This window comes from Nitratireductor sp. GZWM139, assembly GCF_030068685.1.
Lineage (GTDB): Bacteria > Pseudomonadota > Alphaproteobacteria > Rhizobiales > Rhizobiaceae > Nitratireductor > Nitratireductor aquimarinus.
Map to the genome: position 1 here is coordinate 1 of NZ_JAMQML010000064.1, position 665 is coordinate 665.

2 protein-coding genes are annotated in these 665 nt (G+C 56.7%); both read right to left on the reverse strand.

Going from position 1 to position 665, the window contains the following annotated elements; genetic code table 11:
- Positions 1–303: IS3 family transposase (locus tag NDI72_RS21925; protein WP_283801799.1), on the reverse strand; the 303-nt coding region annotated here is incomplete at its 3' end.
- A 20-nt stretch (positions 304–323) separates the two neighbouring features.
- Positions 324–599 carry a transposase gene (locus NDI72_RS21930; RefSeq protein WP_283801801.1) on the reverse strand — a complete coding sequence of 92 codons (276 nt, stop codon included), beginning with the start codon at positions 597–599 and terminating at the stop codon, positions 324–326.
- Positions 600–665: the final 66 nt, after the last annotated feature.

Here is a 665-nt window from a genome sequence, read left to right on the forward strand (position 1 = left end):
GACAGGATGCTGGGGATGCGGCTGACTGGTTCTAGGCCGTTTGTAGATCGCCTCCAAGCCCATCTTTGCCATCAACTGCCTGACGCGATGACGGCCAATGGTCGTTCCTTCTCTTCGCAGATAAGCTGCGATCTGGCGGCTACCGAAGAACGGATATTTGGTGAACACGCGGTCGATCTCTTTCATCAGCGCCAGCGTGTCCGGATTGACGCCGACCGGCGTGTAGTAGAAGGCCGATCGTGACAACCGCACCAGCTTGCATTGCTGGCTGATGCTCAGTTCAGGGTGATCCCGTTTGATCATCGCGCGTTTCTTCTCCGGGCTCACCGCTTCAGCCCTTCGGACAAAAAATCATTCTCGACAGCCAACCTCCCGATCTTGGCGTGCAGCTCTTTCACCTCGGCCTCGGTAGGCCCACTCTGCTTCACGCCCGAGAACACATCGGCCATGCCTTCGATGGCTTGACGCTTCCATGTGCTCACCTGGTTCGGATGCAACTGATGCTTTGCCGCGATCTCTTGCACGGTCTTGTCACCACGCAGCGCTTCCAACGCCACCTTGGCCTTAAACTGGTCTGTAAAGTTCCGGCGCTTCGCCATGCTCGTATCCCTTCAAAGGCTTGGGATACACCTTAGCTGACTGTCCGATTTTCCGGGACCACTTCA